We start from the raw sequence: 25,863 nt of genomic DNA on the forward strand, positions 1-25,863 counted from the left end.
AATCCTCCCGACGTTGCCCATGGCGCGACAACGCAGGATTCCTAAACCTTGCAGATTAGGACTTTCGGCTTCTAACGCACCTGCCTCAGAGGCCTTTCCCTCCTTCTGGTCTTACGGTCGCTCCACGGATTGACACTGCTAGCCCAGTAGCCTTATTTAATCTTAACACACTATTGGCAAAACAACAAAATTGATTGGTTTTCCCATAGGACACTCCCCTTTGGGAGAGCGCGGGTCTTGAACCAACTTTGAGATAAAAAAAGCCGATGAGGAGACTCGAACTCCTGACCGTTCGATTACAAGTCGAGTGCTCTACCAACTGAGCTACATCGGCAATGTTTTTAATCATAGCAGAGCTGCACCTATTTATGCAACCCCTTTTTACTTTTAAATCACATTTGTTTTAAATAGCTTAATAAATCGGCCATTTCCCGATCGCTGGGCTGAAATTGGGGCATAGGTGGTGTTTGGCCACTAACTACTTGCTTAATAATTGCCACATCTGACTTGCGTTGGGAAATACCTTCTAAATCAGGTCCGATCTGACTTTCTAAAACCCACTCGTGACAACCTACACAGTTCATTTGAAAAATCGCGTGGCCTTGAACTGGGTCTCCATCAATAGACAATACTCTTTTTGTATAAGGATCGGAAACCTGAAACTGCCTAAATCCTAAGAACATAAATAGGACTACCAACAGAACAGCCAGACCAACTAAGGCGCTCCACTTCAGTAAGACTTCTTTTTTGGTATCAGCAAGCTGGTTATCCAAAATCTTTATATCTCAAAAACTATCTACAAGAAAGTTTAATATCAATTAATATACCTTAACAGTATGGCTCTTTTTAGGGTAATTCTTTTATGTCAAGTACAAAGATTTAATCTTAATCAATACTTTGAGGAACTATATTATTTCTATTTGTATATATTGGCCTGGGATTTCTTTACTGGCACTTTCTCCCCAGACTCAAAAGAAATAGTAATATTGATCGATAAACAAATAAAAATTTCAACTATAAGGAGTTGGCTTCGTGGTAGAACCATTACTTTCTGGAATCGTACTAGGTCTAATCCTCGTGACATTGGCAGGACTATTTTTTGCAGCTTACCAACAATATCGACGGGGCAACCAATTAAACATCGACTAGATTAGTCAATCTCTCCTCTTGAGTGAGACTAAAGAAGGTCAAAGCTGTATTGCCATAGACTTTCTGCCGACAAACTTCTAAGGTGGACACAGATTTAACAGACAATCCTTCGGGACTATGTTCCACTGCTAACTCGCTGGTTGGTGCTAGAAGTTGATATTGGGCGATCGCCTCTAATACTGGTTGATATAAATCACTAGCATAAGGTGGGTCAAAATAAATCAAGTCAAACTTCTGCCCTACCAGCACTTTTAAACGTTTCAACACATCTCCCCGCAACACCTGAAATTCCTGAGATGAACTGGCCACAAGTTGCCAATTATGATCAATTACAGCACAAGCAGGGCCATATTTTTCAATTGCAATGGCTAAGGATGCTCCTCTACATAAAGCTTCGGCACCCATGGAACCCACACCTGCACATATATCTAACCATCGACAACCAGCTATATGAGTTTGCCAAATATTAAAGACTGCTTCTCGAACTTTGGCCAAAGTCGGACGAGTGGTCATTCCTGGTAAAGTTTTTAACGGACGATTTCCATATATCCTTAAGTTCATGGTTGCTCTAACCAGCTAAGGCCAAATTTTCAGATATAACTTTATTAACAAAATTTGACAAAATTTGTAGTCCAAGAGTAGAAGATTTTTCTGGGTGAAACTGTACTGCCATTAAATTGTTTTGCCCTACTGCTGCTGTGACTGTTTGATGGCCGTGGGTGACTGTTGCTGCTGTAACTTGAGAGTCAGTGGGGTCAACATAGTAGGAATGAACAAAATATACCCAAGGTTGAGAAGTTATTTCACTCCACAAAGGATGGCCTGGTTGAGTAAATTGTAGTTGGTTCCAACCCATTTGGGGAATTGTCAGACCAGGTTCAGATTTAAACCGACGTACTTTTCCAGAAAGTATTCCTAAACCTGGTTCCTGACCTTCTTCGCTACTTTCAAATAATATTTGCAAACCTAAACATATACCTAAAAAAGGTTTACCTGAAGCAATAACTTGTTTTATGGGTGTTTCTAAGTAGCGCGAGCGCAAGTGTTGTACTGCCGGGTCGAAAGACCCTACTCCTGGTAAAATTACTGCATCAGCTTGTTCTATTTCTATTGGAGAATCTGTAATTTTTGGGGTGGCACCAGTTTTTTCTAAACCTTTACAGACAGAGTGTAAATTACCCATATCGTAGTCTATGACTGCAATAGTTGGCATTAATTTTTATCCTTATTTTGTGATTGGCAATTTTATTATAGTTAATAAGTTAGTATAATTTAAAGAATTTACAGATTTTTTTATTTTGTCTTTGTTTGAAAAATGAAAACTAAAGTGTTACTGACATCATTTGATATATGGGAACCTCACCATAAATCTAATTCTTCTGATGATTTACTTGGTCTGATATCTGTGCAAAAATTAACTAATTATTCGTTAAGTTTTTTAAGAAAGTTACCTGTTGATTCACAGCTAGCTACACAGATTGTTATTGCTAAAATAGAAGAGATTCAGCCTGATGTGATTATTTGTTGTGGCATGGCAGAAACAAGGAAAATTCTCACAATAGAATCTCAAGCTAGTTGTGGAGAAGTGGTGATGAAAACTTCTATTAATTTAGCAGAGTTAGTTGCAGGTTTGGATGTGACTGAGATTAGTAATGATGCAGGAAAGTTTGTTTGCGAATACTTGTATTATTCAGTTTTAAAATATCTCGATATGAGTTGTTATCAAAGTAAATGTATATTTGTTCATGTGCCTGTTTTCACAGAAAATAATCGGGGTAAAATTGTAGGAGATTTTATTAAAATATTATTATATATCGTTTGATAATTGATATTTTAATAATTGACATATGCCCCATTATCTAAAAACAATTCTATGTTTATTCAATACTTCAGTTATTAAATAATGAGTCAAGCATAGTTATGTTTTTAACGATTATAGACATGAAGTGAAGATATATTATTCATAATTGACTATCTTCCTACTCTCTATTATCTTATTAACTAAGATGTAGCCAAACTTTACCGTCTACACAGTGTTTACAATTGCTTGGGATTTTAGTACCCATCCACTTTTTCCTTCTTTCTTCTTCCTTGTTCAAGGCTCGTATGAATTGAAGCTTGATCTATAACTACAGAACAAGAGTTTAGCTAAATCTTTACTAAACTTATCTTAAAAATTAATGACTATTTCACTGTCAATTACTCCCTGATTTATTTCGTAATTTAGTTGATTTTTACATTCCATTAATCCCAGAACATGAATTCTTTTACTTTGACAACTCTTGAGGGTTATTATTTCTGATTGTTCTTGCCATCCGTCAGGAATATCTGCCTTCAAAGAAAATCTACTTTCATCTAAATATCTTAAGTCTATTTCTGCTGTAAAAAATCTAAGAATATATAAAAACTCTGAAACTTTTACCTTTATGCCATGTTCCCTTTTCCCTAAATTAAAAGATATTTTTACCCGCAACTGAAATAAAATTGTTATAGCTCTGTCTCTTACTTGAGGAAATTTACTTTGCAAACTATTCTTTCTCAAAGTTTTTTCGTCTCAGTATTTAATTCTCTAATAAAATTGCTGTGATCTATAAAAAACGAGCATTACCGATTTACTGGCAAATTTTGCTCCAAAAAGGCTCGACTAATTTCAGGGAACAAAAAGCACTTATTCAACCAGTTTTAGGTTGATAGAAAAAATATAAACTGGTAGTTATTGGAGACCGATAATTTCATGGTATAGAGTGATATCACTGGCTAAAAATTAGGTCTAAGACTCAAAAAATCAATTTGATATTTAGACAAAAACAAAATACTAACTATAGAAAAAATCGTCAAAAATACCAGCCTTTGAGTGATTTGCCTGTAGCTCCTGGAACCCAAATATTTTTCAGTAACATTAATCTCACTAAATACAAAGGTTTCGGTAAATTTAATTTGGCTGCATATTGGAAAATCAAATATAATCATCAACTAGAAAAGCGAGTGCGTAATTCCGAGGTCTCCTCGGAATGAAAGACGCACTCAAGACAGGAACCTTGGTATTTACTAACAAATCTTGAAAGTTTAGATGAAGTTATCAAAATTTATCGGTCGAGAATGGGTATTGAGGCGATGTTTAAAGATGGTAAAACAGGGGGATATAATCTAGAAGGAAGTCGAGCTAATACACAACCCTTGACCAATTTAATTTTACTAATAGCTATTGCTTACACAGCTTGATCTTACCATGGTAATTGTATCAAAAAGTCAGGATATCAAAGATATATTTGTCGATCAAAAGAACCAGGACGAAAAGACAGAAGACATAACAACTTTTGGGTAGGTATGTATGGTGATTTGTGGGTGATCACTGGGGAATATTTATTCGATATTGTCCCAGATATGATGAATTTTAGTCCCCAGAAAAAGTCTGATGATCAAAGGGGATTAAAAGCTCTGTTAATCGAATATACTATTTAATTATTTACCCGAAACATATTACCATTCATCTGATTATTAAAAAATTTTTAATTAACTTCAATAAATGTTCTGAGAACAATTTGCTTGAATTGGGTTAATGCGGATTAGTTGGAAACAAGAAAGAGAAAGAACAAATAAAACCACTTTTGTCATTCCTTATACAAAATCCCCAGCTCCAACTATACAATAACTATTCAACCGGACATAAAATAAGACATCCTAAAAGCAAGATTAAAACAAAAAACTTGATGTTATCTAGCAAAAAGACCCTATCAGCAATGGAGCAGGACTTGCACTGTCTCCTAGAGCAGCGTCGGGAGGATGCCAATGGCATTCTGTAGTAAAATGTGAAAGTAGATTATTATTTGATGTAATCGAAAAAAAATTTATGAGTGAAACACAAAATAATCAACAGTCTTCGACCCCAGTTGTAAATTCTGAAGCTACGGTCTCAAGTCAACATGAATATCCTACAAGAACACCGCCTTGGGGTACAGTCACAATGTTGGAAGAAGGTCCACGTTACAAAATTAATCGTATAGAGGTCAAACCAAAACATCATATTACGACCCAAATGCACTATCATCGTAGTGAACATTGGATTGTGGTTTCTGGTACTGCTAAAGTTGTGTTTGATGGTACAGAACATTTGCTCCTGCAAAAACAATCAACTTATGTTCCACCAAACACAGCACATCGTGTAGAAAATCCTGGTACAATTCCTCTAGTAATGATTGAAATTCAAAATGGGGAATATCTTGGGGAAGATGATATTACTCGTTTTCCAGAAGCTGATGCAGAAGTATCTTCAAAATAATTTTAGGTAGGCGATCGCTCATAGCAGTTTTCACTAAGAAAAGCAGAAAACAGAGGTTATTTAGTCCACTCCGGCATTAAATAAAAAACTGTAGTACTGCTCGCGTAATGGTAGAGGGAGTAGGGAAGATTAGGGGAATAGGGGAGACCTAGAGTGGAAAAAACTATGAGTAGGAAAGAAACCAAAATACATCTTCTTTCTTGATCATCGGAGCTGACATCATCAGGTAATTTGTCCCAAGTTCAATCCATACCATTATGGTTGTAGGACTGCCTAAAAAACAGCTATATTTTTGAAATATCTATCCATAGATCATATTATAGTAGTTTTCATTAACTATAGAATACAGAGATTTTTACTTAAAGGCAGAAGACACTTATGCTGAGGGCAGAAGTTCTGTAGCCTACCTTTGTGAAAACTGCTATAATTAATGATATAATGATTGGTTAAACTTTGTTAGCGCACGATAACTGGACTGAGAAACCTAAAAATGGGTGAGGATACTAAAAAAAGTTGGCATTGGTGAATTAGTGTATGATATTAATCTTAATTACTTAAGAGTCAGAACTCAGAACTCAGGAGGGAAGAAAGAATAAGAAAGAGGAATAGAGGGAGAAAGTTTTTTGACCCCTAATGATCTGGAAATGATATCATACCTCAAATCACCAACGCCAAAAAGTTATATTACACACCATTAGGGTCTACCTGGAAAGTTATGTGTATCAGTTTAATCACTTAATACCATGATCCGGACTTATATCATGTCCGATAGCATCGTTTGTGTATAGAATTAAGTTTCAATTAAAAGAAACTCTTTCCTACGGAATGCTACGCAAACAGCATAGCTGCCTTCTACCCTCTGTCTTCCTTCCACCAAAGTATAAGTATTCAAAAGTATTCAAGCGGACATGATATTACGCAAAAGACAAAATTATACACCATTTGCAGGGGTTAACGGTCGTCAACCCCTACTATATGTGGTGGTATGCGTAAGTCCTGATGATCAAAAACTTTCTTCTTTATCTTCCTTCTTTTTTTCTCTTGTACGTCGCCCTACCCATGCCTCCCCTACTGACTCCTAACTCCTGACTCCTACCCTCACTCATAAGACTTTTTCAGCAAACCCTATTTAATATCAACCTCTGGTAAAATTGTGAGTATATAAAGCACTACGTGGCAAAACACGCTGTACTTCTTCAACTGTAGTTATTCCTTGAGTTACCTTTTCAACAGCAGCAGTTTGGAAAGAAACAAAACCATTTTGCTTCAAATAACGCTGTAATTGAGTCATAGTACCTTCATAAATCAACTCACGAACCCGATCATCTACATCCAATAATTCTACAATTGCTTCTCTACCAGAATAACCAGAATGGAAACAATTAGAGCAACCACGACCAATACGCCATTTTCCCTGAATTTCATGTTTTATACTCGGAGTAACAGCAGATATAGTTTGCCCCCCATTGCCATTATTCAAAGCAGAAGCATAAGCAGATAGACTTTTGCTAACAGCCAAACTCATAGAAGGTAATATTTGTGGCTGCTCTAAACCCAATATTTGTAGATCGGCATTTGTGGGAGTATAAGCTTCTCCACAATGGGGGCAAATTTTTCGCACTAATCTTTGTGCAACAATACCCAATAGCGCATCACTCATCAAAGCAGGGTCAAGACCGATATCCTTTAACCGAGGAATTGCACCTATAGCATCATTAGTATGAAGAGTAGTCAAGACTAAGTGACCAGTCAATGCAGCTCTTACTGCTGTATCCGCTGTCTCGCGATCGCGTATTTCTCCCATCATAATAATATCAGGATCTTGACGCAAAATTGCCCGTAGACCTGCGGCGAAAGTCATTCCTGCTCTTTCATTTACCTGAGTTTGAGTAATTCCGGGTAATACATATTCTACTGGGTCTTCAACAGTAACCACATTAACGTGTTCTGTTGCCACTGATAACAAACTGGTGTATAGAGTGCTTGTTTTCCCAGAACCAGTCGGTCCTGTAAAAATAATCATTCCCTGTGGTTGATGCAACCAACTTTTGTATACACTCAAACTCCGCTCAGAAAATCCCAACTTATCCAAACTAGAAAAAGGATTTTTGGAAGTTAGTAACCTAATCACAGCTTTTTCCCCTCCGACACAGGGAAGGGTACTGACTCGTAAATCTATTCCTATATTAGAATCATCGTCTCCTACATATTGTTCGCTAATTCTCCCATCTTGAGGACATCTACTTTCAGCAATATCCATATCACACATGACCTTAATAGCAACCACTACTCGACGACCAATATCTGCTGGTAGGGTGGTAATATTTCTGAGGATGCCATCAATACGGTAACGTACTCGTAGACCATCTCCAGTAGGTTCAAGATGGATGTCACTAGCACGGTTACGCAAAGCGCCGGAAATAATTGTTTTAATCCGACCAATTTGGTCTGCTGCTTGGGAAAGATATAATTCTGTGGTAGCGCTGACATCTTCTTCTTCTAGCTCTCCAGTTAAAGGATTAATTAACTGATTCCCAGAAATAGACTTGGGGTCTATTTTTTCTCTATGATACCAGGCACTATAGCTCTTTTCTGCAATAAAAATAATTTTGATGTCAGAAAAAGTGCGATCACTCATATTTTTCATCTCATCAGCACATATTTCTATAGGGGAAGCTAAGTAATAACAGTTACGCCATAACAGTAGGGGAATAACTGGTGGTAAATCTTTTCGATCTGGAAATTCTCTAAAGAAACGATATGCTACTTCTTTATCAAGTAGTTGTAGATTTACTATTCCTCGTTTATCTACTAAATTTTCCAATGCTTGTTGGCAAGTAATTTCACGATTTCTTAAGAGTTGCCAAGCTGATAGAACAGAGGTTGATGTAGTCATAGTTAATTAATTAGAGATGGTTTTTAATCATATTATTGCATCAAGGAAAAAATATTTTTTGTTCTCCTCCAACTTCTGAGAATAGTACTGTTATGATTAAATTAAAACCCTTTTATGATTTTGGTTTTGTGTAGGAGTATTGATAAAAGTTTTGTATAAAATATAGCATTTTTATCTGGAATGTGGAGATTAAGTACTATAAAAAAGGGAATAGAGGATAGGGAATATGGAATAAAAAATAATAAAAAACAGTATAAATAGTAGCAAAAAAAGGATGTAATGTACTAGTTCAATGTGCTTTTTTTATCCTAAAAAACTTCTATCTATATTTACATCTCAAATAAAAATACCATATTCTGGAAAAAGTGAAAGATAATCGGGAAACAGAGAGCTTAAAAATAACATAAACTTAACATAATAAATCGCTAACTTTTGCTTTAAGAATGAATTGATATAGATGTATATAATTATACAAAATATTGGTGGTTTAAAAATGGGATATCGGAGGTTCCCGTAGGGTGGGATGGCTCCGAAACCTGCACCATATCCCCCTATTTACTCTCTTTGTGCAACAACGCCACTGATAACTGATAACTGATAACTGAAATAACGGTGGTTACTGAAGAGGAAGAAGCAACTAAGCAGTTGGAGGAATTTTTGCGATCGCCAAAAGTAACGGGAAGAACTGATGATGATTTGACTTTAGTTGTTGGCAGGGTATGGTTGAAGTCATTTCAATTATAGCACTAGGCAATAAACCCGGTTGATTAAGTTGGCGTAAGTTATGTATGGCTTGTTGATTAACTATCAAAGTATTAACATATAAAGTTTTCAGCCTTATTAGGTTGAAAAAAAGTGCCAGCTTTTCGGTCGAGAAAGCTCAAAAAACTAGCATTTTTTGCAAGAGTTGGGCAGAAAAATTAAGGGACTATTCTTTCAACTACATCCTCTGTAATTCCCATTTCTCCTGACTCGGTCCTCCTGACTCCTGACTCCTACCCTCGCCCATAAGACTTTTTCAGCAAACCCTATTTAGAACATATATTGAGCTATAAGGTATCAAAAATAATATTTTTTTTATAACTGTAAATTTTTTTGAATGATTCAAAATTTCTGCCACCACATCAGCTAGGTTGTAGATGACTACAAATTCCTTGAAAAATTGAGGTTCTAAGTAATGTTGAAGCGATTTTTTCAGTTTGTTGGACTATTAGCTGCAGTAGTCTTGTTGAGTACAACTCTAGGGTTTTCTCCTGCCCAAGCCCAAGTTCTTAAAGGCCCTGTAGGAAGGACAACCACTGAGTTTTATAATTTCCCTAAAGCCACCACATTAGGTCCAATTGCTGAAATCACTGTTTATCATGGATTTATTATTGATGGCTTCGAGGTAACTTATGCTAATGGAGAATCATTTGAGAATGGAGGTACTGGGGGCGGCAAGACCACCATCTCTTTTAGTGAGGATGATCCATTAGTAGAAGTAAGTGGTTACGTTGCTGACTATTCATATGCTGGCAACGAACCCTTAATTGCCCAATTAACATTTAAGACTCTTAAGGGCAATATTTATGGTCCGTTTGGTACTATGCAAGCAACATCAAACCCAGAACCATTCACCTTGAAAGCTGCCCAACCCACCATTCAATCATTCTTCGGCAGCGCCTCTGGTTATCTAACCTCTTTGGGAGTTTATATCGAAGCTGAGTGCGAATAAACCGGAGATAGTTCTTAACAAAACTCGCTGAAAAAAGCAGAGTGTGGGGAGAAAGAGAAAGTAGGAGGAATAATTGTAGCTATATCTTTCTGTGTTTGTCTGCCCAAAGTTTTAACTTTTTGGTCACTCAAGCTGAAAAGTTGGCATTTTTTTCCCTCCAAAAAGGCACTTACTTTCAGATGTCAGTGCTTTGAGATTTAATCAGCAAACCCTAACTAATCTCTACTCCCCCACTCCCCCACTCCCCCACTCCCCTACTCCTTTTCAGCAAACCCTAATTAATCCAAGTTTTCTCCCAAGACTCCCCACCAACTTCTAAACCACATAAATCACTTCTTGCTTCCAGAATCAACTTTGAATGACTACCCCGATTTTCTCTTAACCTCAAGATTAAATGACCGCGCATAGTATCTCGGCACAAAAATATTAATCCCTGTTCAGATGGTGCTCGTAGAGGTGTACCAGAAAAATTTGTTGTTGCATTCAACTCTACTTCAAAGTTGTCATTTTTGGCTTGCATTTGCCATTCTCCCCAAGGCTGAATTTGCCAATGTACTTCCGAATTCCACGGTACAAACTCATAAAACTTACCTTGATAATGAATACCCACCATTGCCACTTCTTCCATCCACCACAATACTCCTCGCTTACCACCACCAGCAGTTAAAGCTAAATCTGATTCGTCATAGAAACTGTTGCAGTTGAACCAAAACCACTTTTTGGGGAAAGCACCGCCCCAATTTTTCTCACTGTATGCTGGTGCATTGGTAAACTCATAGATTTTGCCATTCCATTCTATCCATCCAGTAGCAAGACCGTGAGCCATTAATATTTGCCATCCAGGCTCAAAAATTGGTAAAAATGATAGCCAACCAGCGGTTGATTGTTGTTGTGCATCTGGGTCTCCCCAGCCATAAATAGGTTTTGTTTGATATTGCCAACGGCAGTGGTTATTTTTTCCAGGGTCAGAGAGAATTCCTTGATGCCAAGTGGCAGTAGCTTGATATCCTTGTTTGATTTGAGCATTGAATACTTGTGGGTCTAGATAGCCAACTAGGCCTTGCAAATCAGTTTGTCCCCAATGACCTAATTCCAGGACTTCTGGTGCTGCCCAAAATTTTGTGACATCTGGGAAGGTGCGACAGAGATATTCGTCATTTGGGCCGAGAATTTGAGCGCCACCACCGCTGTAGGGTTGGCAACCTATAGGGTCTTCTATAGAGTACATAAAGGCGAAGGTTTGTTTTTCTTCTGGTAGAGTGACTCGGTAATACCAACCTTCAAAAAAACGGCGATCGCTACCATCCCAGTGATAGCCACTATGGGGTGTTTGTTTTGGATATGTTCTCACAACTGCGAATATAATAGACTTCAGAATATTTTATGAAAATTTTCGAGATTTTGTAGAGCAGTTGCGAATTAGTATCGCATCTAATACTTAAAGGGCGTTGCATATTTGCATATTTGCACATTTGAATTAGTGTGGGGGGTCATTTCAGTTATCAGTTATCAGTACCTCTGCAATAGGAAGGGTTGAATCAATATTCTCTTTTTTTTATCCCCTTAAAAGGGGAGACTTTAGACAACAATTTCTCGATAAAAACAGTCGAAATAAAGGGCGTGGACATATCAAAAGCTTAAAACTCAGACAATGCCAGATTTTTCCTTCTTTATTTTTTTCCTTCTTTACTTTTTTCTTCTTCCTTCTTTCTTTTTTCTTCTTCCTTCTTTCTTTTTTCTTCTTCCTTCTGCTACTGAGGAATAATTTCTGTTACTACATTACTACGACCACCTTCAATGGTAACTTTTTCATTTTCTAGTTGTCCAACTGCCCGAGGACCTCTAACATTAAATGGCGGGTCAACTTGACGATAAAATACGTTTCCTTCTGCTTCAAAAGTCTGATTTTCAAAGTACCAAGTTAGGCGATCGCTATTTAACTGAGCTTGATTGTTTTGCCCAACACCAATAACATTTCCTAATAATTTGAAGGTATTGTTTTGAAAATTTCCTTGACCTTGATTAGCTTTCAAAACTACTTTTTCTTCTTGTTCTAATACTGTTATCGGTCCTGGAGAAGTAATCAAATTTTGTGGCATATTCCAAGTAACTAAGTCGCTACTTATTTGTAATTTTGGGTCAGTTTGGAGTAGCTGCACATTTTTCTTGAGAGTAGCTATTTTATTTTCTAAATCATATTCTGATTCGTCACCATAAGCACTGCCAATAACATTTTTATCTTTGAGCTGTTCGATTTTTATAGGTTGATTAGTAACCAATTTTTTTTGCCCTATTTCCCAAAATAATTGTTCTGTTTGTATTTTAACTACAGGTTCTTTGACCAGAGCTACTACTTGACCATAAAACTCTATTTTTTTTTCTTTACTAATAACTTTTGCTTTCTGAGCTGATGCTTGTACTTGTTCGTTACTACCTGTAATATTATTAGTGACAATAATAATTCCTGGATCTGTCAACCATTCGAGTTGTTGTCCTCTAACAACTATTTTATTTTGAATATCATATACTTCTATTTCATCTATCAATATAATTTTGTCTCCATCTTGATATACTTCTCCTTGTAAAGCAGTAATTTTATAGGTTACTTTTCCGTCTTGAAATAATTCACCTTCAGGTTTTGTAACTCTGATTAATTTTTGATTTTGCAAATATGAAGCTCGTTGAGATTTTACTCGCCACAACATTTGACCTTCTTCTGATGCTTCTTCTAAAGTAACATCATTTAAAGTCAAATCACTCTCTGGTGTCTGAGCAGGAATAGGTTGTGATGTATTTTCTTGAACTTGATTTTGTTGATTACAAGCAGTTATTCCTAGAAGTAAAGTTACTAAAATTAATAAAGGTATTGATGAATTATAGAAATAGGAAAAAGAATTATTTTGTTCCATCATAAAAAGTCTACAAGGATAGTAGTTATACTAATTTACAGTAGTTTTGGAGTTGATAAGGTTCAAGAATTAATAATTTATAATTTAGAATTACCTCTTCTTATAAAGAATACCATTTATCAAAAACTTTTCTACATTTTGTAGAGTAGGGTAGTAGGGGAGTGGGGGGAGTGCGGGAGTGGGGGATAAGTAAGAATAATTAACATTAACTTGGCTATTTTTAGTGAAAAAGTGATTCTACCTGTTTGAATTAATTAATAACCGAAGTCTTACCCAAGTATAGGCGTTGCACAGTGACGAATGATTTTATATTTTTGATGAACAGGATTTTGGATTTGATAATTGCTAGAATGACTAATTAATGGTTTTTTTTAGTCAAAGTCTAAACTAATTTTTAGTAATATCATTCCATAATGTGCAACCCCGAATTTTTCGGTAATATCATGTCCGGATAATTAGTGATAAAAAACTTTCTCCTTCTTCTGTTCTTTCTACCCTCCTGTCTTCTGTCTTCCCCTCCCCTCCTGGGAGGGGCCCGCGGGTGGGTTGTCTCCTGACTCCTTAGTCGTTTATTTATAACTGTTCAACCGGACATGATATAAGCATTTCCTATGACAAAAAAACTCAAGGAAAGTTTTTTAATTATGAGCAAAAAATTCCTGTTTTTACTAGAATAACGCTCATTTTTTCCAACTTTCCTTGTAGTAAATAATATTCAATTTTCGCTTTAACTCACTGCTAAAATCTAGAGTATGTAATTCTCTAGTTATTAATCTATTAACATCAAAAAAAACTAACAAAACTTTGAAACTTTTAAACTGATGACACGCCCTATAGTTTGGTGATTTTTCTAAATTAAATTAGAATTAACTGTCAGCTATCAGCAACAAAATTATCTCCTTAAAGACTGCGTTTAAATTAATATAGACTTTAAGGGCAAGGGAAGCAACTTTTGTAGTAAGACAATTAATAAAGCTTTTACCCTAAACTAAAAGCAATAGCTAATAGCTGATGACTGAGTGCTAAATGCTTACTCTTATCTTTAATCATGTTCTTCCATTAAACCTATAGCTGATAAAGGACGATAAGTATAACCAGCAGACTTAGAAGTTTTTTGAATGTCTTCTTTAATGTTTTCTAAATCTACATAACGGTCAGAAACATTAATTAAACTATCGCTAGTCATAGACCTCAAACTAACTACCTCAACCCGAACACCCCTATAACTAACAGCATCTACAGCATAAGCTAAATCTCCATCCCCACTAACCAATATAGCAGTATCATAAGAACCTACTAAAGCCATCATATCAACTGCTATTTCCACATCAAGATTAGCTTTTTTAGAACCATCCGGTAACTGTACTAAATCTTTAGAAATGACACGATAACCATTACGACGCATCCACAGCAAAAATCCTTGCTGTTTTTCATTAGTACGATCTACTCCTGTATAGAAAAAGGAACGTAGGAGGCGAGAACCACCAGTAAGACGACAAAGAAGCTTAGTGTAATCTATTTCTATTCCTAATTGCAAAGCAGCATAAAATAGATTAGACCCATCAATGAAAATTGCTACTCTGCCACGATTTTCTAGAATTTGTTCGGGAGTAAATATCTCATTAATTTCTATTTGTTGATGATTCAACATGATTTTTAACCTCGGTTTTTTTTATTGAATAAAGAAATGGAATTCTTCACTCAGATATAAATTTTCAGTACAAAAAATAGGCGATGTAATTTGAAAAAAAACGATACTACAATTAGATTTTTAAGAAACAGTTTCTGCCAGTTCTATTCTTTGAAAAATCGGTTGAGGTTGCCCAAGAATTTGATTTTTTGGTAAAGCGCCCCAGTTTGTTTGTTTGACAAAAATTTCTGAACTATTAATTACTGATTTATCGTTAAAGTCATTTGAGAAACCTAGTTGCTGATAGATAGCATTACTAATATTGGGAATTATTGGTGATAAAAGATAGGACGCTAGTCTAACAGATTCCAACACAGAATATAGCACTTCTGCTAGAGCCTCTAACTGACCCTGCTTATATAGACTCCAAGGAGCAGTTTCGTCTATATATTTATTGCTAGTTCTCACTAAGGCCAATACGGCTTCACAAACTTGACTAAAAGCTAAATCAGTATAAGCTTGAATAACTTGTTCGCCTAAACTCATGCCTATTGCTTTAAGTGGATGAGTGACTTCTATTTCCTCACCGTGAATATCAGGAATTTGGCCTTTGAAGTATTTATGAGCCATTTTGAGAGTACGATTTAGTAGATTACCCAAATCATTGGCTAAGTCAGCATTTAGGACATTGATAAAGCGGGTTTCACTAAAATCACCATCGACTCCAAATTCTATTTCTTTGAGAAAATAGTAACGAACAGCATCAGAGCCATACTTTTTTAGTAATTCAAATGGATCTAAAGTATTACCGAGAGATTTACCCATTTTCTTCCCATCTTTGGTCAAAAATCCATGTCCAAAAACATGATGAGAGATTGGTAAATCTGCTGACATTAGCATTGCTGGCCAATAAACAGCATGGAAACGCAGTATATCTTTACCAATTAGGTGTAAATTAATCGGCCACCATTTTGATAAAGCATTCTCTAGGGTAGGTTCACTATCAGGATCTAGGAGTGCTGTTACATAACCTAATAGAGCATCAAACCAAACATAGATAGTATGGCTGGGATCGACTGGTAGTTGAAAACCCCAATCTACATTAACTCTAGAGATTGAAAAGTCTTGTAATCCTTGGTTAACAAAATTTAAGACTTCATTGCGACGGCTTTCTGGCTGAATAAAATTAGGCTTTTCTCGATAAAAAGCTTGTAGTTTTTCCTGATATTTAGAAAGACGAAAGAAGTAATTTTGCTCATCACGCCATTCTACTTTTTGGTTAGTATGAATGGGGCAATGTTTATCTTCTAGAAGTTCGCGTTCTTCTTTAAATTCTTCACAAGCTACGCAATACCATCCTTGTTGCTGACTTAAATAGATATCACCTCGGTCCCAAACTCTTTGAAAAAATTCTTTGACAATTAACTCGTGGTTAGATGCAGTAGTACGACTAAAACGGTCATATTGAATATTTAGTTGTTGCCAGAGAGATTCAAATCCTGATACCACTAAATCACAATGTTCTTGGGGGGACCTGCCTTTGCTCTGAGCTGTCCTTTGAATTTTTTGGCCATGCTCGTCTGTGCCAGTAATCATCAGCACTAATTTACCTTGTAGCCTTTGAAAACGAGCTACCGTATCAGCAGCAATAGTGGTATAAGCACTGCCTATATGCGGTAAATCATTAACATAGTAAAGGGGAGTTGTAATTGCAAAGGTATCCTGAGTTTTATATGTGTTTTTCATGGAAAATCAGAGTAAAATACTATTGATTTGAACTGAATTCTGGGTACAATCATAACGAGTCTAGTAGTATCGACCTATTTGATTTATACTTTGTTTAACTGGTTGTTTATTGACCTAATCAACATCATTAATGATCAGCTGTAAAAGCCAATAAAATCCCCTACCATAACAGTAATGCTGTTATCATGTTTTTCTGGACTTTCTCAAAGAAATTTTAACTTTTGGTATCCTAACGTTACTATTCTGAGAAAATATTTATGAGAGTCTAGAATTTACATACCTAATTATTCAGAGGTAAGATGGGACACCAAGCAAATAATCTACTGCTTATTTCTCGTTTGTTCTTAGCTGCTATTGGCAGTAGAACTTTTGTTTATCATGCAGACAGGATTCCTTCAGAAGGAGGCATAATTGTTGTAAGTAACCATCGTAGTTTTATGGACCCTTTGTTACTGACAGTGGCCGTTAATCGGCAAATTAAATTTGCTTGTCATCACTATATGGGCAAAGTACCTCTACTGCGAGAAATGGTTACTGGTTTAGGTTGTTTTCCTTTAGATAATTCGAGTCGTAGACAACAAGGTTTTTTTCGACAGGCAACACAGTTATTACAAGCGGAAGAAATGGTAGGAGTTTTTCCAGAAGGAGCAGCACCTATGGTTCGGTGTACTCCACCTAATTTGATTAGTGATTTTCAAAGAGGATTTGCTCATTTGGCCTTACGCTCGCCAGTTGCAAATTTGGCAATTTTGCCAGTGGCGATCGCTTCATCTGATGAGCATTTAATTTCTTCGAGAATACCTTTGAAGTTGTTAAGTTTTTTCGATCCTTCAGAACCTTTATTTAATCAACCTGGATGGCATCCAGCGATAGTTTATCAGCGTTCTAATATCATGTTTGGTCGCCCGTTTTGGGTTAAGCCTTCCCACCGTCAGCAATATCATGGAAAATACGCTAAACAGTTAGTCAACAATTTGACTGATTATGTTAGCCAAGAAATTGCTAATTTACTTATAGAAGGTTGTATTTAAGGATTAAACCTTTAACTTTTGCTTGATGTCTCAATTTTTATTCTAGAAACTCATATAAAAAATTGCTCTTATTCATCAATAAATTTAATAATTAAATAATTTAATTTTGTTTTCTCCTAAACCGAAACTATTATATTTCTAGTTAAGTCAGACTAGTGCGGCTACCCGGAAGTTAAAAGTCAATCATTTTTGATCATTTTCTTTGTGGGTTTAATACCCCACCGTCAACGGGGGTGTTCAAAATTACTTGGGGGAGCGAATCCCCATGTAATTTTCCTCCTGTCTCCTGTCTCCTGTCTCCTGTCTCCTTCTTCAATTGTAATTGTTCCCGCGATTTTGTAACTGGTCAGTTATTTTCGCCATCCTGCACTAGGCGAATCTTAAGTCATAATTAGGTAGTTCGTAGAAAAAAAATCTAATCTATAGATATAGAAGGTAAATGATAAATTACTCAGAGATATTAACTGTTAATCATTAAATTATCAATCATTAATTACTTTTTATTTGTATTCAATCATGCAAGTGGCAAATAGCCAAATTAGTTTTTTAAGGCCAACTAAACCTAGACCAGAATTACCTTTATTGATTTTCTTGCCTGCTATGGATGGAACAGGTAAATTGTTGCGATCGCAACAATCCAGATTATCAAGTGCTTTTGATATTCGCTGTCTGAGTATCCCATCCAACGATCTATCGAGCTGGGAACAGTTATTAGAAAAGACAGTAGAGTTAATTGAAATAGAAAGACAGGCAATACCGGAAAGACCTGTTTACCTATGCGGAGAATCTTTTGGTGGATGTCTAGCCCTAAAAGTTGCTTTTACTGCTCCTGAATTATTCAACAAGCTGATTTTAGTCAATTCAGCTTCCTCATTCAGTCAACAACCTTTAGTCAAATATGGCTCATATCTGACTCAATACTTACCAAGCTATTTGTATAGATTATCGGTTACAGGAACTTTACCATTTTTAGCAGCTCTAGGCCGCATAGAAAGGGCAGAACGTCAAGCGTTATTAGAGGCCATGCAGTCAGTTTCTCAACAGACCTCAATCTGGCGATTAGAGTTAATGCGTTCATTCCAGGTAGACAAGAATCAACTAAAAAAGTTAAAAAAATCTGTATTAGTTATTGCTAGTGCAGCCGACAGACTATTGCCTTCTATATCACAAGCTAAGTTTTTAGTCAAGTATTTGCCTGAAGCTAAAATGGTTGTTCTGCCAAATAGTGGTCACGCCTGCTTGCTAGAAACAGACGTGGACTTCTACGAAATTATTCGAGATCGATGGGGCAGCGAGTTAGTTGGAGCAGAGACAGACATAGTATCTACGACATTAAAAATCACCACCACCTAAGAACTGATTTATAAAGTAAATATTAAGAGACTGAATTTCTTACATGACAAAGGTTTTGCCGATTGTGGGTCAGTAAACTATAAATTCCTCAGACCTAGATAGCATAAGAGTTTCAGTTCAGTTTATAAATCAGCTCTAACTTTCTAATTTAAACTCAGCCACTTTTGAGCATTCAGACGTTGAATCACGCCAAACACTAATAAACCCAGAGTAATTTTACGCTCGTCAATTAAAAAAGGTTCTAGAGTAGCAGGTTTTGCGCCATTGTCTGCACAAGAAAAAGCTCTGGGGCCTTTAATATCTTTTTTCGGAAAATAAACATTGAACTGACGCTGGCCTTGTTTAAACTTACCCATAACTTGCCAACATTCTTCAGATGAACTGAGGCCAACCATAGGTAATTTTTGTTTTACTAGGTTCAGGTCCAGGTCGTCAATACCTTGCTTAGTTAGAGCTTGTTGCAAAGCTGGCAAATAATCTTGCTGCATAAACTCCGCAAAAGGCTTATCTTCCAGAGCAGGAGGCTTTTCTTTTTTCACCTTACCTCCAGCAGGCTTATTTTCAGATTTTTTAGCTTCTTGTTCTTCAGCCATAAGTGCTTCCTTAATTAAATTTCTGCATAAGCTCGTTCTACTAAACGACGAGCCAGGGTTTGAACTCCTGTATGTTCATAATAATTGGTACTCACATCTAGGAATGCAGCCAAATAATCCAATTTATCATCACTAAATTCTACAAAACTTTGCAGACTATTGGCCACATTATGGGGAGTAATGCCTCGATCGCTGACAAAATCTCCCATCCAACCAGAAACAGAGCCGAAAGCTTCCCCAATAAAGCCTAACTTACTGTCTTTATTATCCCCAGGAATAGCATCTTCCATTTCCCTGAAACCTTCGTTTTCTTCTAGGTCTGAGGGGGATAGTCGTTCGATCCATTCTGAAACTGCTTGTAAAAAGTCTGGCCCAAGAGGAATTAAACCATCAAAACAAACTAAGGCTGTTAAACGCATCAAAGATTCCCCACTATAATCACCCAAAGCTCCTACAAAATCACCAATACTATCTCCAGGAATGCCATTGATGGAGCAAAAACCTAATAATTCAGCAACAACTTTCAGAGACAGATCGATAGTTTGGCCTTTTGCAGGTTTAGGAGTCAGGCTAGTTAACAAACCTCCCACTAGAGGAATTTTGTTACCAACCATATTAGCTAGAGTAGCCGCACCTACAGCACGACCTGCCCCACTGACAGTTTGGTAAAGCCACAAAGCACGTTGATATCCTTGAGCTTTGTCATTGAATAGAATTACAGCGCGATCGCCTATTTGCTGAATTAAGTCTTCGTCGTCTTCCCCTGTAACTGTGCGGATGGTATTTTCAAATCCTACCAAGTTATCCCATTCTCCAGGAACAACAAAATCTAAGGCACGTAAGGATTTAATTGTCAGATTGTCCTCGGGCAGTTCATCTACTAATTCAAAAATTGGCTTACTCATTTGTGTGTGGCTCCTTTGGTTAATTAAAAAGTTAATATTTGGAAGTTATAGCGCTTTCGGTGCAGAATGCTGGCGCAAACGCGCAGGCAACAGGCAATAGGCAATAGTGGGAATAAAAACTGTTTGCCCAAGCATTCCCTAGGAAATCTTATGAGACTTTTCGCTATTGGGTAGTTCCTGCAATTGGTAAATATACCAGCGCGCACTGCTATAACAAAGGAAGACTATATTGTTTAAGTTGGAGGGCAGAATTATATTATGTCCGTTGGTATAGTTTGTGTAAACCCAAGGGTGAATATAAATTTAAGTTTTTTTTTGCTCTTAAGCCTTCCTACTTCTTTCCTCTTGCTTATTGCTTCTTCCCTCTTGCTTACCTTCGCTATGCAATACCGATACTACCGGACATGATATTATTTATTTGAGACTTGATAGACCACTTAGATTAAATTTTTGTAGCCATGCTTCGCGATCGCTGGGGGTAAATGAGGGGTCTTTTGATTGAGCTTTTACCTGGAAACGATTATCTACTAATACCGCAGTGGTAGTTTTACCTTGTTCAACTGCTGGATATCCTCCTATTTTCTTGCTACTATTTTGGAATTTGTTGGCTGCAGCAGGGGAAGCGGAGATGTCATTGATAGACATGACTGCTACTTCTTTACCACCTTTTTTGAGACTTGCTTGAGCAAAACCTTTTTTCTCTTGAGCATAGTTCAGTTTAAAGTCGCCACTTGATGATGGGAAGTATTTGTTTAGACTACCGCCAGATACTTGTTGGGCTTGGGAAGGACGTTCTGTTTTACTTTGTTGTTGGGCCTGGTCAAAACGGCTTGGCTGTTTGGCTCCACCACAAGCAGATGTCAGTAGTAATAAGCAAATAAATATAGGGGCTAGAATTTTGGCTAATCTACGGCTATATATCATTCTTTATCTCTCCTTAAATCATATATTTGAGATTGCTAGTATAATTTTCTCTTAAAATTGTATTATTCGTATAGTTTTTTCTGATGGCCTAAGATGACAATTGTCCAAACCTGAGCGAATGTTTTCTTTTTCAATTCTAGTGGGTCTGGTCAATATTTACATGACTTACGCAGAGACTCTACATATAGCGATAAAGAATACTATTCACCCCTACAGATGGTAGTTTAAAAGTAAATTTGCGTAAGTCCTGATTTAACTAAATCTGATGGCTGATTTTGATGTACAGCCTGTCTTTGTATAGATAAATCTGTCTTTGTGTAGATGAAGTTGATTGTTAGTGATTTTTTATCGGCACGAGTACCATCCTTGTGAACTAGGGCGATCGCGTAGATGATTTTTATTTTGATTAAGTTGGTACAGCAGATTGCAGGTGGTACAGCAGATTGCAGGTATATAAGGTACAAATATTAATGATCAAGTCTTTGTAGTGCGGGCATTTTGTCTGCGACTGGTGTACTTCACTAATATGAAACACGCTGTATCAGTTTGAAAGCAGAGGAAAAAATATTTAGGGTTTGCGTATGGAAAGATATGAGTGGTAGGAGTAGGAGTCAGGAGTAAGGAAGACCGAATAAGGAGAAATGGGGAATGAGCGAGGAGGTAGGAGTAAGAATTGTCAGAATTGTCCCTCAATTTTTCTGTCCTTAGTTTGTCTTTTATGCTAACTTTTTGAGGGTTTTAGACTAAAACAAGCGCACTTTTTGGGAATCCAAGAAAGCTCAAACCTTTACATTTCAATGGTTTTATGGTTAATCAGCACACCCTATTTATGTGCAAAAAACAGTAATTTTTTTTGTATTTTTTTTGATACAAAATCTACTGTGAAACTTGACAAAATAATTATTTTTTTGTAACTTTTAAGGGTTATGAAATGAGGTATGAACTAAAATATTTCCTAACTTAGAGATATTGGATAAATATAGTAATCCTAAATAGGTTCTAGCAAAATTCCATACTGAAAAAGCTTTGGGAAATCGAATATTTGACCATCTGCAAAAAACTTAAATAGCCACTTAACTACTTTAAAATAATTGCAAAGATGATCATATTTTCTGATGAAATTTTTGCCNCACCAATTCACAGAAAAACGGTGATTAGGGAATTAGTCAATGACCAAGGACATGAAGTTATATTTCTCCCTAAATACTCTCCTGATTTAAATGATATAGAGCATGACTTTGGTGCATTAAAGAAGAAAAGAATGTACGAAGGAAAATATAAATCAATTGATGATATTATTCGAGATTATTGCGTCTCTTACTGTCCCAGTCTTATTCATAATAACTATAAGTTTCAACCTAAAATTAGCCAAGAAAAAATTTGGTAGTCAACGTAGAAATAAAGCTAGACTTAGAGTGACTAAATTTCATACAAGAATTAAAGATATCAGAACTAATTTTTTACACAAATTGTCAATCTTCCTTCTTCAATATTTAACCGAAACGACCACTTACATATTGTTGAGTAGATTCTTCCTTTGGGTTCTGGAAAATATTGTGAGTTTCGTCAAATTCAACCAAATAACCGAAACGTTTACCACCCTCGGCAGCTTTAGCATTAAAAAAGGCAGTTACATCCGCTACCCTAGTCGCCTGCTGCATATTATGAGTCACAATAATAATAGTATAATTTTCCTTGAGTTCATGAATTAACTCCTCAACCTTAATAGTAGAAATAGGGTCAAGAGAAGCACAAGGTTCATCCATCAAAACCACATCAGGACTAACAGCAACCGCACGAGCAATACATAAACGTTGTTGCTGTCCTCCAGAAAGAGCAAAACCACTTTGCCCCAGTTTATCCTTAACCTCATCCCAGAGAACAGCTTGTCGTAGCGATCGCTCTACTATCTCATCCATTTCTTCTTTAGACTTAGCCAGACCATTAATTCTCACCCCATAAGCAATATTATCGTAAATTGACTTAGGAAAAGGATTAGGCTTTTGAAATACCATTCCAATACGTCGGCGTACTTCTACAGGGTCAACATCTGAGTCATAAATATTCTGATTATGATAAAGAATACGACCTTCTAAATGAAAAATACTAATCAAATCATTTAGACGATTAAAACATCGTAATAATGTACTTTTACCACAACCTGAAGGTCCAATAAAAGCAGTTACTTGATTTTTAGGAATTTCCATAGAAACATCTTTCACGGCTTTAAAATCTCCGTAAAAGACGCTAACATTATCTGCTGAAAGAGCGGGGGCAGATTTTTGTTTAGAAAGATTTTGTTGAGATTCTGGCATGAGATATTACCTCCTAAATTTAGTTTCAAAATTATTTGTGTATTTGCTATTTATAACTATCAGCTTCACCTCAATCATTTACCCATAAAATTTATAGGGTTTAATCGCTGTTTTTCTGATATTTTCATAGTGCTATAATTAGGGTTTGCTGAAAAAGTATTTTAGTAGGGGTAGGAGACAGGAGACAGGAGAAATGGATCGGGAGCGAGGAAGTAGGAGCTAAGTTTTGTAAGAATGATTTTTCTGCCCAACTATGCGCCTAAAATACGCTCCTTTTTGAGCGTTTTAGACTGAAACAGGCGCACTTTTTTCGTTCCCAAAAAGGCACTTGTCTTTATCATTTTCTTTGTGGGTTTAATACCCCACCATCTACACGGTGTTCAAAATTACTTGGGGTTAGAATCCCCATGTAATTTTCCTCCTGTCTCCCCCTCCTGGGAGGGGTTGGGGGTGGGTTGTCTCCTGTCTCCTTCTTCAAATGTCAATGCTTTTATATTTAATCAGCAGAGCAATAATTATCTTTTATATAGCCTTGATTCATTAAATTGAGGTACAAAATTTACGCTTTTTAGGTAATGAAGGAATATAGAAGATAAAATATTATCATTTTCTTTGTGGGTTTAATACCCCACCGTCAACTGGAGTGTTCACGCATTACTTGGGGGAGCGAATCCCCATGTAATTTTCCTCCTGTCTCCTGTCTCCTGTCTCCTGTCTCCTTCTTCAAGTATTTCACTTCACTTACATAAAAAATTATCCATTTTCCCTTAACTTGAAATCAAAAAGGTATAATTTTATTTCACGAATCAACCAATCTTGATTAGCAAATTGATTGATATTAAAGCAGTAAAAAAAGCAATAATTTTGCTATACCAAATATTGAATTGATTAGGACATAGAGTAATAATGAATCGAATAAAAGGAAATATTTTTTCAACTCCTCTCTGCTATAGACACAAAGTATAATAAATAAAGCGTCATTAATTAATCACTGTTATTTATTTATGAAGTTTCCGTTTCCCTTATTCATTCTTTAATCAAAACTGTTTTTGACTAGTTGCCCAACGAGAAAGAATACTAGTAATTAAAACCAATAAAACCAGAACTAAAGAACCCGCCCAAGCAAACTCCTGTAAAACAACATCAAAGCTACGAGCAAACTCATATACTAAATAAGCCAAAGATGGAACAGTCGGAGCGAATGGACCGCGAGGCCAATTATTAGAATAAACAACAGTAAAAAGTAATGGAGCAGTTTCTCCAGCAGCACGAGCAATAGCAAGAGTAATACCTGTAATAATACCCGGTAAAGCAGCAGGTAAAACTATTTGTAAAACAGTTTGATAATTAGAAGCACCAACTCCCACCGATGCCCATCTAATATCCCTAGGAACTATTTGTAAAGCCTCATCAGTAGTTCTAACGATGGTCGGTAACATCAAAACCGCTAAAGCAACTCCACCTGCAAATGCTGAAAATTTTCCCATAGATAGTACCAGTAAACTATAGGCAAATACCCCAGCAATAATTGATGGTACACCACTCAAAACATTAGTAGCAAATCGAATTGGACGAGCAGTTTCCTCATCACTAAACTCTGATAAATAAACTGCTGCTAAAACACCAAAAGGAACAGCAATTAAACTAGCGATCGCTACTACTATAATTGTGCCTAAAATCGCATTAGCAATACCACCAGAAGTTTGACCAGCAGCAGGTGGTAACTTAGTAAACAAATCTAAGTTTAAACGAGATGATCCTTTAATAAAAACGTAAATTAATACAGCAAATAAAGGAATAAGAGTGATGCCGATACAAGCACCTGATAATACGGTCATCACTTTATTAAATATTTCTCTTGGTCTTTTTGGGTCTTTTTTCAGACTCACAATAGATTCTGGTTGTTGTTGATTATAGGTCATGTCTGCCATGATTAATTCAAGATAGTATTCAACAATTGATAATGAACAATGAATGTAAGTATTCAGCTATCAGCAGTCAGCCATCAGCAATTAGTAATGAATAATTACTTATCAGGTTTTGTCTAGAGACTTTGGCAGTAATTTGTTATTCTTTTTCCATTTCAAAGGTGGCTTTTACCCAGACCAAAAATTAATAGCTGATAGCTAATAGCTGACGGCTGTTTGCGCAGCATTCCGGAGGAAATACTTACCAATGAATAATGGATAATTACCGAATAATTAATAATTAGGGCTTGCTGAAAAAGTCTTTTGGTAGGGGTAGGAGACAAGAGACAGGAGAAATTGGAATTTATAGGAGGTAGGAGCTAAGTTTTGGATATATTGATTTTTCTACCCAACTATGCGCCTAAAATACTAACTTTTTGAGCATAAAGAGCTGAAAAATCTGCACTTTTTTCGACTCTAAAAAGGCTTTAGTATTTATATATCAATGCTTT

Annotated in this window: 26 protein-coding genes, 1 tRNA gene and 2 pseudogenes; 11 read left to right on the plus strand and 18 right to left on the minus strand. The window is 36.3% G+C overall.

The annotated features are described in order from the left end of the window. Positions 1 to 261: 261 nt before the first annotated feature. Together F6K18_RS09805 and F6K18_RS09810 are read right to left on the minus strand one after the other, a co-directional pair. Positions 262 to 334 (minus strand) — tRNA-Thr (locus tag F6K18_RS09805). A gap of 58 nt (positions 335 to 392) precedes the next feature. After that, positions 393 to 773 carry a cytochrome c gene (locus tag F6K18_RS09810; RefSeq protein ID WP_287520499.1) on the minus strand — a complete coding sequence of 127 codons (381 nt, stop codon included), beginning with the start codon at positions 771 to 773 and terminating at the stop codon, positions 393 to 395. A 259-nt stretch (positions 774 to 1,032) separates the two neighbouring features. On the opposite strand from F6K18_RS09810, the gene petG reads away from it, so the two are divergent. Continuing rightward, on the plus strand, positions 1,033 to 1,149 hold the full coding sequence (gene petG / locus F6K18_RS09815) for a cytochrome b6-f complex subunit V (RefSeq protein WP_124147707.1): 117 nt from the start codon (positions 1,033 to 1,035) through the stop codon (positions 1,147 to 1,149). On the opposite strand, the gene rsmD is transcribed toward petG, so the two are convergent. Both rsmD and hisH read right to left on the minus strand, forming a co-directional pair. Next, positions 1,135 to 1,710: a 16S rRNA (guanine(966)-N(2))-methyltransferase RsmD gene (gene rsmD, locus F6K18_RS09820; protein WP_287520500.1), complete on the minus strand. Its 576-nt coding sequence runs from the start codon at positions 1,708 to 1,710 to the stop codon at positions 1,135 to 1,137. The genes petG and rsmD overlap by 15 nt on opposite strands. Before the next feature lie 7 nt (positions 1,711 to 1,717). Beyond that, positions 1,718 to 2,362 (minus strand): imidazole glycerol phosphate synthase subunit HisH, encoded by a 645-nt coding sequence (hisH, locus tag F6K18_RS09825; RefSeq protein ID WP_124147705.1) that lies wholly within the window; start codon positions 2,360 to 2,362, stop codon positions 1,718 to 1,720. A 102-nt stretch (positions 2,363 to 2,464) separates the two neighbouring features. Between hisH and F6K18_RS09830 the strand changes: the two genes are divergently transcribed. Further along, entirely contained in the window at positions 2,465 to 2,971 is a 507-nt protein-coding gene (locus tag F6K18_RS09830) for a peptidase C15 (RefSeq protein WP_287520502.1), read from the plus strand. 348 nt (positions 2,972 to 3,319) lie between these two features. Here F6K18_RS09830 and F6K18_RS09835 read toward each other — a convergent pair whose 3' ends face one another. Continuing rightward, complete coding sequence (locus F6K18_RS09835; RefSeq protein WP_287520503.1) at positions 3,320 to 3,691, minus strand: hypothetical protein; 372 nt, start codon at positions 3,689 to 3,691, stop codon at positions 3,320 to 3,322. A gap of 248 nt (positions 3,692 to 3,939) precedes the next feature. Between F6K18_RS09835 and F6K18_RS09840 the strand changes: the two genes are divergently transcribed. The 4 genes from F6K18_RS09840 to F6K18_RS09855 all read left to right on the plus strand — a co-directional run bounded on the left by F6K18_RS09840 (position 3,940) and on the right by F6K18_RS09855 (position 6,510). Beyond that, entirely contained in the window at positions 3,940 to 4,164 is a 225-nt protein-coding gene (locus F6K18_RS09840; RefSeq protein WP_124147702.1) for a hypothetical protein, read from the plus strand. Positions 4,165 to 4,248: 84 nt separating this feature from the next. Continuing rightward, on the plus strand, positions 4,249 to 4,371 hold the full coding sequence (locus F6K18_RS09845; protein ID WP_287520505.1) for a hypothetical protein: 123 nt from the start codon (positions 4,249 to 4,251) through the stop codon (positions 4,369 to 4,371). Positions 4,372 to 4,999: 628 nt separating this feature from the next. Beyond that, positions 5,000 to 5,428: a phosphomannose isomerase type II C-terminal cupin domain gene (locus F6K18_RS09850; protein WP_287240064.1), complete on the plus strand. Its 429-nt coding sequence runs from the start codon at positions 5,000 to 5,002 to the stop codon at positions 5,426 to 5,428. A 908-nt stretch (positions 5,429 to 6,336) separates the two neighbouring features. Beyond that, on the plus strand, positions 6,337 to 6,510 hold the full coding sequence (locus tag F6K18_RS09855; protein WP_287520507.1) for a hypothetical protein: 174 nt from the start codon (positions 6,337 to 6,339) through the stop codon (positions 6,508 to 6,510). Positions 6,511 to 6,563: 53 nt separating this feature from the next. On the opposite strand, the gene F6K18_RS09860 is transcribed toward F6K18_RS09855, so the two are convergent. Further along, a complete protein-coding gene (locus F6K18_RS09860; RefSeq protein WP_287520510.1) occupies positions 6,564 to 8,324 on the minus strand; it encodes a GspE/PulE family protein in 1,761 nt (586 codons plus the stop codon). A gap of 612 nt (positions 8,325 to 8,936) precedes the next feature. Between F6K18_RS09860 and F6K18_RS09865 the strand changes: the two genes are divergently transcribed. Both F6K18_RS09865 and F6K18_RS09870 read left to right on the plus strand, forming a co-directional pair. Further along, entirely contained in the window at positions 8,937 to 9,068 is a 132-nt protein-coding gene (locus tag F6K18_RS09865; RefSeq protein ID WP_287520512.1) for a hypothetical protein, read from the plus strand. Positions 9,069 to 9,501: 433 nt separating this feature from the next. Next, on the plus strand, positions 9,502 to 10,038 hold the full coding sequence (locus F6K18_RS09870; protein WP_287520515.1) for a jacalin-like lectin: 537 nt from the start codon (positions 9,502 to 9,504) through the stop codon (positions 10,036 to 10,038). 274 nt (positions 10,039 to 10,312) lie between these two features. Here F6K18_RS09870 and F6K18_RS09875 read toward each other — a convergent pair whose 3' ends face one another. From F6K18_RS09875 to metG, 4 genes are all read right to left on the minus strand, one after another. After that, positions 10,313 to 11,389, minus strand: coding sequence for a tocopherol cyclase family protein (locus F6K18_RS09875; RefSeq protein WP_287520516.1), 1,077 nt, complete (start codon positions 11,387 to 11,389; stop codon positions 10,313 to 10,315). 400 nt (positions 11,390 to 11,789) lie between these two features. After that, positions 11,790 to 12,950 carry an LPS export ABC transporter periplasmic protein LptC gene (gene lptC, locus F6K18_RS09880; RefSeq protein WP_287520517.1) on the minus strand — a complete coding sequence of 387 codons (1,161 nt, stop codon included), beginning with the start codon at positions 12,948 to 12,950 and terminating at the stop codon, positions 11,790 to 11,792. A 1,039-nt stretch (positions 12,951 to 13,989) separates the two neighbouring features. Then, on the minus strand, positions 13,990 to 14,598 hold the full coding sequence (locus F6K18_RS09885) for an NYN domain-containing protein (protein WP_287520518.1): 609 nt from the start codon (positions 14,596 to 14,598) through the stop codon (positions 13,990 to 13,992). 120 nt (positions 14,599 to 14,718) lie between these two features. Beyond that, complete coding sequence (metG, locus tag F6K18_RS09890; protein WP_287520521.1) at positions 14,719 to 16,323, minus strand: methionine--tRNA ligase; 1,605 nt, start codon at positions 16,321 to 16,323, stop codon at positions 14,719 to 14,721. Positions 16,324 to 16,622: 299 nt separating this feature from the next. Here metG and F6K18_RS09895 point away from each other — a divergent pair, with 299 nt between their 5' ends. Further along, the gene (locus F6K18_RS09895; RefSeq protein WP_287520523.1) at positions 16,623 to 17,354 is read left to right on the plus strand and encodes a lysophospholipid acyltransferase family protein; all 732 of its coding nucleotides are present in this window, start codon (positions 16,623 to 16,625) and stop codon (positions 17,352 to 17,354) included. A gap of 193 nt (positions 17,355 to 17,547) precedes the next feature. Here the strand turns inward: F6K18_RS09895 and F6K18_RS09900 are convergent, their stop codons facing one another. Beyond that, positions 17,548 to 17,670, minus strand: coding sequence for a hypothetical protein (locus F6K18_RS09900; protein ID WP_275670435.1), 123 nt, complete (start codon positions 17,668 to 17,670; stop codon positions 17,548 to 17,550). 200 nt (positions 17,671 to 17,870) lie between these two features. Here F6K18_RS09900 and F6K18_RS09905 point away from each other — a divergent pair, with 200 nt between their 5' ends. After that, a complete protein-coding gene (locus F6K18_RS09905; RefSeq protein ID WP_287520732.1) occupies positions 17,871 to 18,707 on the plus strand; it encodes an alpha/beta hydrolase in 837 nt (278 codons plus the stop codon). A gap of 143 nt (positions 18,708 to 18,850) precedes the next feature. On the opposite strand, the gene F6K18_RS09910 is transcribed toward F6K18_RS09905, so the two are convergent. From F6K18_RS09910 to F6K18_RS09930, 5 genes and pseudogenes are all read right to left on the minus strand, one after another. After that, positions 18,851 to 19,300, minus strand: coding sequence for a DUF2996 domain-containing protein (locus F6K18_RS09910; RefSeq protein ID WP_287520525.1), 450 nt, complete (start codon positions 19,298 to 19,300; stop codon positions 18,851 to 18,853). A gap of 14 nt (positions 19,301 to 19,314) precedes the next feature. After that, positions 19,315 to 20,205: a hypothetical protein gene (locus F6K18_RS09915; protein WP_287520527.1), complete on the minus strand. Its 891-nt coding sequence runs from the start codon at positions 20,203 to 20,205 to the stop codon at positions 19,315 to 19,317. A gap of 414 nt (positions 20,206 to 20,619) precedes the next feature. Continuing rightward, the gene (locus tag F6K18_RS09920; protein ID WP_287520529.1) at positions 20,620 to 21,129 is read right to left on the minus strand and encodes a hypothetical protein; all 510 of its coding nucleotides are present in this window, start codon (positions 21,127 to 21,129) and stop codon (positions 20,620 to 20,622) included. Between the two features lie 224 nt (positions 21,130 to 21,353). After that, positions 21,354 to 21,593: a hypothetical protein gene (locus tag F6K18_RS09925; protein WP_287520531.1), complete on the minus strand. Its 240-nt coding sequence runs from the start codon at positions 21,591 to 21,593 to the stop codon at positions 21,354 to 21,356. A 524-nt stretch (positions 21,594 to 22,117) separates the two neighbouring features. Next, positions 22,118 to 22,255, minus strand: a pseudogene (locus F6K18_RS09930) (IS630 family transposase); the annotation flags it as partial. 6 nt (positions 22,256 to 22,261) lie between these two features. Here F6K18_RS09930 and F6K18_RS09935 point away from each other — a divergent pair. Next, positions 22,262 to 22,441, plus strand: a pseudogene (locus tag F6K18_RS09935) (transposase); the annotation flags it as partial. Positions 22,442 to 22,622: 181 nt separating this feature from the next. On the opposite strand, the gene pstB reads toward F6K18_RS09935, so the two are convergent. Then, a complete protein-coding gene (pstB, locus tag F6K18_RS09940; RefSeq protein WP_287520534.1) occupies positions 22,623 to 23,444 on the minus strand; it encodes a phosphate ABC transporter ATP-binding protein PstB in 822 nt (273 codons plus the stop codon). Positions 23,445 to 24,481: 1,037 nt separating this feature from the next. After that, positions 24,482 to 25,366, minus strand: a complete 885-nt coding sequence (gene pstA, locus F6K18_RS09945; RefSeq protein WP_375341311.1) for a phosphate ABC transporter permease PstA — start codon at positions 25,364 to 25,366, stop codon at positions 24,482 to 24,484. Positions 25,367 to 25,863: the final 497 nt, after the last annotated feature.

The organism is Okeania sp. SIO2C2 (assembly GCF_010692625.1).
Taxonomy (GTDB): Bacteria; Cyanobacteriota; Cyanobacteriia; order Cyanobacteriales; family Microcoleaceae; genus Okeania; species Okeania hirsuta.

Coding starts and splice junctions, on each gene's coding strand:
- F6K18_RS09850 (WP_287240064.1), top strand. CDS start 5,000: ATGAGTGAAACACAAAATAATCAACAGTCTTCGACCCCAGTTGTAAAT.
- F6K18_RS09860 (WP_287520510.1), bottom strand. CDS start 8,324: ATGACTACATCAACCTCTGTTCTATCAGCTTGGCAACTCTTAAGAAAT.
- F6K18_RS09910 (WP_287520525.1), bottom strand. CDS start 19,300: ATGGCTGAAGAACAAGAAGCTAAAAAATCTGAAAATAAGCCTGCTGGA.
- F6K18_RS09870 (WP_287520515.1), top strand. CDS start 9,502: ATGTTGAAGCGATTTTTTCAGTTTGTTGGACTATTAGCTGCAGTAGTC.
- F6K18_RS09895 (WP_287520523.1), top strand. CDS start 16,623: ATGGGACACCAAGCAAATAATCTACTGCTTATTTCTCGTTTGTTCTTA.
- F6K18_RS09830 (WP_287520502.1), top strand. CDS start 2,465: ATGAAAACTAAAGTGTTACTGACATCATTTGATATATGGGAACCTCAC.
- rsmD (WP_287520500.1), bottom strand. CDS start 1,710: ATGAACTTAAGGATATATGGAAATCGTCCGTTAAAAACTTTACCAGGA.
- F6K18_RS09845 (WP_287520505.1), top strand. CDS start 4,249: ATGGGTATTGAGGCGATGTTTAAAGATGGTAAAACAGGGGGATATAAT.
- F6K18_RS09905 (WP_287520732.1), top strand. CDS start 17,871: ATGCAAGTGGCAAATAGCCAAATTAGTTTTTTAAGGCCAACTAAACCT.
- F6K18_RS09855 (WP_287520507.1), top strand. CDS start 6,337: ATGATATTACGCAAAAGACAAAATTATACACCATTTGCAGGGGTTAAC.
- F6K18_RS09915 (WP_287520527.1), bottom strand. CDS start 20,205: ATGAGTAAGCCAATTTTTGAATTAGTAGATGAACTGCCCGAGGACAAT.
- lptC (WP_287520517.1), bottom strand. CDS start 12,950: ATGATGGAACAAAATAATTCTTTTTCCTATTTCTATAATTCATCAATA.
- hisH (WP_124147705.1), bottom strand. CDS start 2,362: ATGCCAACTATTGCAGTCATAGACTACGATATGGGTAATTTACACTCT.
- metG (WP_287520521.1), bottom strand. CDS start 16,323: ATGAAAAACACATATAAAACTCAGGATACCTTTGCAATTACAACTCCC.
- F6K18_RS09920 (WP_287520529.1), bottom strand. CDS start 21,129: ATGATATATAGCCGTAGATTAGCCAAAATTCTAGCCCCTATATTTATT.
- F6K18_RS09885 (WP_287520518.1), bottom strand. CDS start 14,598: ATGTTGAATCATCAACAAATAGAAATTAATGAGATATTTACTCCCGAA.
- pstA (WP_375341311.1), bottom strand. CDS start 25,366: ATGACCTATAATCAACAACAACCAGAATCTATTGTGAGTCTGAAAAAA.
- pstB (WP_287520534.1), bottom strand. CDS start 23,444: ATGCCAGAATCTCAACAAAATCTTTCTAAACAAAAATCTGCCCCCGCT.